Origin of the sequence: Roseburia faecis (assembly GCF_001406815.1) — a bacterium.
GTDB classification, from domain to species: Bacteria; Bacillota; Clostridia; order Lachnospirales; family Lachnospiraceae; genus Roseburia; species Roseburia faecis.
Window position 1 is genome coordinate 1 of record NZ_CVRR01000035.1, and the last position, 6,131, is coordinate 6,131.

Here is a 6,131-nt window from a genome sequence, read left to right on the forward strand (position 1 = left end):
TCCTCTTTTCTCAATTTCGCACCGTTAGTCATTAACCTGAGCAGGCACTTGTCTTAAGTTGACATTAGGTTGACCACATTGGAGTCAGACCCCTTTTACTGCAATGCCATTTAGCTTCTCTAGCTTAACAGCACTTTTTTTAAAATTATTATAACACTGACAACACACAGCTTTTCGTATTTTGTTCTATTTTTGGGCTGGCACTTATTTAACATTTATGTAACATATTTTATGTTTCTTTTTGCATTTTTCTATTGACATGCTATGAACCATTATCCGTCAAATGTAAAAGAAAAATTGAATTCTATCATCTTATCCATGGCTGAACATCATTGGCTCTTTTCCAAAAATCCTGGCCACGATTTTACACGCCAGCATCTTGGGAAACTACTACGGACAAATTCAAAGGCCATTGTATTCTCGCCTGCGATGGGTGCCACGTTGTCTATGCTACCAATTCTGATATTATCGAGGACTATAATAAGCCTCGGATTATCGACTATAAAGGTTACAACCACATGCACTTAAATGGTTTTGTTGATGTTATCAGCAAAGCCTTCCCCAAAAAGCATTCTTTCTTATTATGCATCTGAGCTTCCGGATGATCTTGAAGAATTCGACGTTACGATAAAGCGCTTTTTTACGGATAAAGCCACAAATATTATGAAAAGCCAGTCAGATGTTTACCGCTACATCAATCCCAGTAAAAATACCCCTCATTTTTATGAGCTTCTCAGGAAAAAACACAGTCATCTTTATTTCTTGCAGTTTCGCGTTGTTAAGATCAAAACCACTGAGAATACACAGGAAATCTATTCCCGCCTGATTCTGTACAATTTCAGCATCTTTATCGCAAACGAAGCGGCAGAAGAAAACCAGAAAAAGAAACGGGATGGCAACAACAAGTATCTCTATGAACTTGACTTTTCTTCAGCATTAAAAACAGCCAGAAAGTTCTTCATGCGCAGGGATTCCGGCAGGCACATCGATATTATCCAGCTGATGATGAAATATGTCCACACAGTGAAAGACAGGTTCCGGCAGTTTCAACGGCCTCTCCGTGGAATCAGCGCAATTCATTTTGGATATCGGTAAGTTCTGCAACTGAATATCCTTCTTTTCGGCAGATGGACAGCATCTGTCTTTTTGGCATACCTGTTTTTGGCTTTTTGAGTTCAAAATACCGGATATTTGACAACAACTGAGCTATCGAACAAAACTTCGAACAACTGGCTTAATGGCATTGCCTCTTGCCACCCCACCATATCAGTTCATTATAAAAATCTTAGATTTTTGTCTTGACAACTGAGCCACTATAGCCCCCTGTTTCATAGCTTTTTTTGTTCCATAAGAACATTATTAATAACCTGTAAAGTTAATCTAATTATTCCGTCATCAATACGTTTTCCTAAATTTCTATATTCTTCCAAATCGTTTTTCATTCTCGCATGACCAATTTCATTTCTCCGATACGTCAGTATATCCACTGTTTTTTCTTTATTATTTTTATTAACTTTAAAAAATATTAAATCATCTCCATACTGTTCTTTATGTTCCTCCAGATAAGAAATCACATGGTATTGCTTTGCTCTTTCGTCTGAAGGATGATGTATTTGCCATAACATTTCCATTAGATAATCGTATAAACTCATAAATGATACAACTTTGTTTTCATTGTGCAACATAGCATAGATAATTTGCCATTCCACCTCTGCATTTTTTGTAAAATTATCTTCAACGATGTTTTTGTATACATCTCTAGTCTTTAGCATTAATCTAGCAGGGGACGGAGGATTTGCTATGAATATTCTATTTTCACTTCTCCCGTTGTCTTCCCCCATAATATCTGTCAAAACTAGTTCCGGACATTGAAAATGTCCCTTGATCTTCAATAAAATATTTACAAAAATTTCTGTCACCGCTTTTTCAATCGGCTCTTGATTATTACGGTATAATATATTCTCTTTCAAAATAATTTCTAATATTTTAAAGTCATTTGTCAACCGAATTCTAGATATATATTGACTTTCCAATACCATCCACATATCTTCATCTAAAATAATTCCATCAAATCCTCTTAATTCATATTTTAATGATGTCATGATATTACCTCAAAAAATTATCGCATTATTTATGTCTAGTATTTTCAAAAAAATATTTTTTATACATGACCACATATCAAATTGATGCCCCTCTAGACCTAACACAAGTCAAATTTCTCTTTCTGCTTTTCCATCCATTTCTATTCATTTATTTTAACTAACTTACTCAATGCCATTCCTTTGAACCAGTAGCTATTTTGAACCGCTTTTTTCATCTCCTTTAATTTTATCTACATATGATTTATACCTTTTTCCTTGAACATATTTTCCAATATCGAGTAACAAACTTAACACTCCAGAAAAAATAATCATTCCTATAGCTGCTTGTATAAAAATGGATAGCTTATTTCCAAAAGTTAATATCAATACACCAAATATAAGTGCCATTGTCCAAATCACATCAATCACTACTATCTCTCCTTCACAATGTTGTTTCAACACATTTATCATCAAAAAACAACCTATCAACCCCATAATAATTAAGATCATCCCAGGGCTCGTATAAATAATACCTTTTTGTACTTCCTTGACATCTCTTATGTTTATTCCATTTGCTTGAAATATACCAATCCAGGAAAAAATAATTGCAAATGACAAGCATACCGTAATTATTCCCTTTGCCGGCTCCCCAATCACTTCTTTTTTTGCTCTCTCCCAGTCATCTTTCAGTAAAAGAGATAAAAACAGAATTAATTTATCTTTCTGTTTCTCATATTCTTTCACTCGGCAATTTTCAATTATTTCGATCTGTTTCCAAATATGCGAATCTTTTCCAACATCTTCTGTTAATTTTCCATATGTATTAATCCGGGTTTTGAGTTTTGTTAAAACCCGCTTCTTTTTTGAAAAGGGGCATACCTCCAACTCATCCACAATTTTTCGTATATCAGCTCTCCATTCTTTTCTTTCTTGCGTAATGTAACTCAACTTAGATGTCTTATGAAATGTGAAATATGAAACAATTACACCAATTATTGTAGCAACTGCTGATAACTCCATTACAATTTGAAAATCCATACATAATCCTCCCTGCAAAAAATTATATTATTTTTCCCCACATAAAACCCGAAGCACCTTCGCCTTCATCAACACATACTTAGCCGTCCCAAAAGCTCCCGCCAAGTCAAATAAAGTATTCCCTGCCACAATCACAAGTGGATTTGTGCAAGCCAACACCTGCACCAAAACTGTCCGCGACACTCCCAGAAAATAACCATCCAACAGATATAATTGCAACGAATACTTTCCTATATCTGCCAAGACCAATCCCGGCCTTATGTTACAAATTTTTATAGCAAACACTACGCAAACAAAAATTCCAATAACACTGACACACAGTTGCGGAATAAAAGTAACCTTGCATATATACCATGCCACAAATACCATCCCCAAAGCCAAGCATCCTATTATAAGAACGCCTGTATTATCCAAAATCTTCTTCCATTCAGGAAAAATTTCAAAATAGATTTGAATCAAAAAACCAGCATAGAAAAAGATAAAATATTTGCACAGAGAATCCACCTTGAAAATATCAGATGACACAGGCAACATATTAAGAGCAATCGCTCCAATCCCAACAATCACCTGCAGCCATATACGCTTTCGCACCCATCCCTGGAACAATCCCCACAAAATGCACATAAGAAATAATACATATAAAAACCAATATTCCCCACCATGTAATACTATCTTGATCAGACTCTCTCTGATCCCACATGGTCGGTTCACCAATTTTGAAAAAGCCAGTCGACAGCACATATCCATCAAATTAAATGCTGTATAAGGAATAAGCAATCTTTGTATTTTCTTCTGTACCATATCTCCATATGTATTTTTCTGATGAAAGCAAAATCCTGCAACAACAAAGAAAAGCGGCATGTGCACAGTGCTGATAAATGCTACCAGTCCTCTGCACCATGCCACATTTTCTAAATTAATCGGATATACGATCACAGCATGTCCCAGAAAAACCATTATAATTGCAATGCCTCTTAGAATATCAATTTCTCTGTAATGCTTCATATCCTAAACTTTTACCCCAATTCTTTCTCACACAATCCTAGTGCCGATGCAATAACAGCATCCATATCATAATACTTGTACTCACCCAGACGTCCGCCAAAAATCACGTTCTTCTCGTCTTCTGCAAGTTTCTTATATTCCTGATAAAGCTTGCCATTTTTCTCATCATTGACCGGATAATACGGCTCATCCCCTACTTTCCATTCGGAACTGTACTCCCGGCTGATGACAGTCTTAGGAATGTCATTTCCTTCATCATCCTTACCAAACTCAAACCACTTGTGCTCAATAATTCTGGTCCACGGGGTTTCACGATCCGTATAGTTGACCGCAGCATTTCCCTGAAAATTCGGAGTATCCAGCACTTCGGTATCAAAACGGACGGAACGGTACTCCAGAGCCCCAAGTTTATAATCAAAATATGCATCAATAGCACCCGTATATACCACTTTCTCTGCCAGCTTATCCAGTTCATCCTTATTTTCAAGATAATCTGTATTCAGGCGAACTTCAATCCCATCAAGCATATTTGCAACCATCTTTGTATATCCGCCAACCGGAATTCCCTGATACAGTGCATTAAAATAATTGTTATCAAATGTCAGCCGAACCGGAAGCCGCTTGATGATAAAGGAAGGAAGATCTTTGCAATCGCGTCCCCACTGTTTCTCGGTATATCCCTTGATCAGTTTTTCATAGATATCTTTGCCAACCAGAGAAATTGCCTGTTCCTCCAGATTCTGTGGCTCTGTGATACCGGCTTCTTTCCGTTGCTCCTCAATCTTTGCAGCTGCTTCCTGTGGCGTAATCACATTCCACATCTTGTTAAACGTATACATGTTAAATGGCAGAGAGTACAGTTCTCCCTTGTAATTTGCCACCGGCGAATTTGTAAAACGGTTGAACTCCGCAAACTTTGTCACATACTCCCATACTTCTTTGTTGTTTGTATGGAAAATATGTGCCCCATACTTATGTACATGAATTTTCTCTATGTCCTCCGTATACACATTTCCCGCAATATTCGGTCGCTTGTCAATGACAAGAACCTTCTTTCCTGCATCTGTTGCCTGTCTTGCAAAGACAGATCCAAATAAACCAGCTCCAACAATTAAATAGTCGTACATTTTCCTTAGTTCCTTTCCAAATATTTTTTATCGCTCTCCAATGCAATCCTTTTTTCACTCATTAATCCATCACTTCTCCGCCTGCACACGCGCATTGCCGGTAACCGCAGCCTTGTCCTCAACCTTCACATTCTTCAAAAGCTGTGGGTACATCTGCCTCCCCCAGCACAGCGTGCCGAGGCTCTGCTTCTTCTCCAGGATCACCTCCATCAGCATCAATGCCGTAAGGATTCCATCTCCGGTCGTCGCATGCTTACTAAAAGTGATATGTCCGGACTGCTCTCCGCCGAGCACATATCCGTTAGCAACCATCGCCTCATTGACATACTTATCGCCAACCGTGGTCACACATACCTCGATGCCCTCGCGCTTCATTGCTTTGAACAGTCCCATGTTGGACATGATCGTGGCAACCACCGTATTATTCTGCTGACGGCCACATTCCTTCAGATACTTCCCACAGACATACAGGATATAATCCCCGTGCACTTCCATACCGTTCTCATCCACGGCAATACACCGGTCCACATCCCATATTGATGTCGGTACCGTCCGGCTCATGCCAACCACATATGTTTTGGTACCAAATGCATCAAACACACTCTTTGCAATATTAAACGTACTTCCGTTGGAATAATCCATCCCACGCGCATCCCATCGTAAGATCGGTAGACAGGGAAATCACGGACTACATATGCCACACTTGGCGTAGTGGTAATATACAGCAAAAATGCATCTGCTCCGGATTCCGTAATATCGGCAAACAGTACCCCATTAAAAAAGTTTATATTTTTTTAATGGGGTCAGACCCCAATGTGGTCAACTTAAGCCCCAAAGCCTTGATTTTTCAAGGCTATAGGGCTTTATTTTTTTTTAAAAA

At 38.1% G+C, this 6,131-nt stretch carries 5 protein-coding genes and 1 pseudogene; 1 reads left to right on the forward strand and 5 read right to left on the reverse strand.

Annotated features, from left to right (window positions below):
• Positions 1-540 precede the first annotated feature (540 nt).
• Positions 541-1,095: a hypothetical protein gene (locus M72_RS17195; protein WP_055068276.1), complete on the forward strand. Its 555-nt coding sequence runs from the start codon at positions 541-543 to the stop codon at positions 1,093-1,095.
• A gap of 233 nt (positions 1,096-1,328) precedes the next feature.
• On the opposite strand, the gene M72_RS11180 is transcribed toward M72_RS17195, so the two are convergent.
• The 5 genes and pseudogenes from M72_RS11180 to M72_RS11200 form a co-directional block, all read right to left on the reverse strand.
• The gene (locus M72_RS11180; protein WP_055068277.1) at positions 1,329-2,102 is read right to left on the reverse strand and encodes a hypothetical protein; all 774 of its coding nucleotides are present in this window, start codon (positions 2,100-2,102) and stop codon (positions 1,329-1,331) included.
• 192 nt (positions 2,103-2,294) lie between these two features.
• Positions 2,295-3,119, reverse strand: a complete 825-nt coding sequence (locus M72_RS11185; RefSeq protein ID WP_055068278.1) for a hypothetical protein — start codon at positions 3,117-3,119, stop codon at positions 2,295-2,297.
• A 27-nt stretch (positions 3,120-3,146) separates the two neighbouring features.
• The gene (locus M72_RS11190; RefSeq protein WP_082413892.1) at positions 3,147-4,124 is read right to left on the reverse strand and encodes an acyltransferase family protein; all 978 of its coding nucleotides are present in this window, start codon (positions 4,122-4,124) and stop codon (positions 3,147-3,149) included.
• Between the two features lie 11 nt (positions 4,125-4,135).
• Complete coding sequence (glf, locus tag M72_RS11195) at positions 4,136-5,251, reverse strand: UDP-galactopyranose mutase (RefSeq protein WP_055068280.1); 1,116 nt, start codon at positions 5,249-5,251, stop codon at positions 4,136-4,138.
• An 81-nt stretch (positions 5,252-5,332) separates the two neighbouring features.
• Positions 5,333-6,018 (reverse strand): annotated as a pseudogene (locus tag M72_RS11200) (phosphohexomutase domain-containing protein); the annotation flags it as partial.
• Positions 6,019-6,131 lie beyond the last annotated feature (113 nt).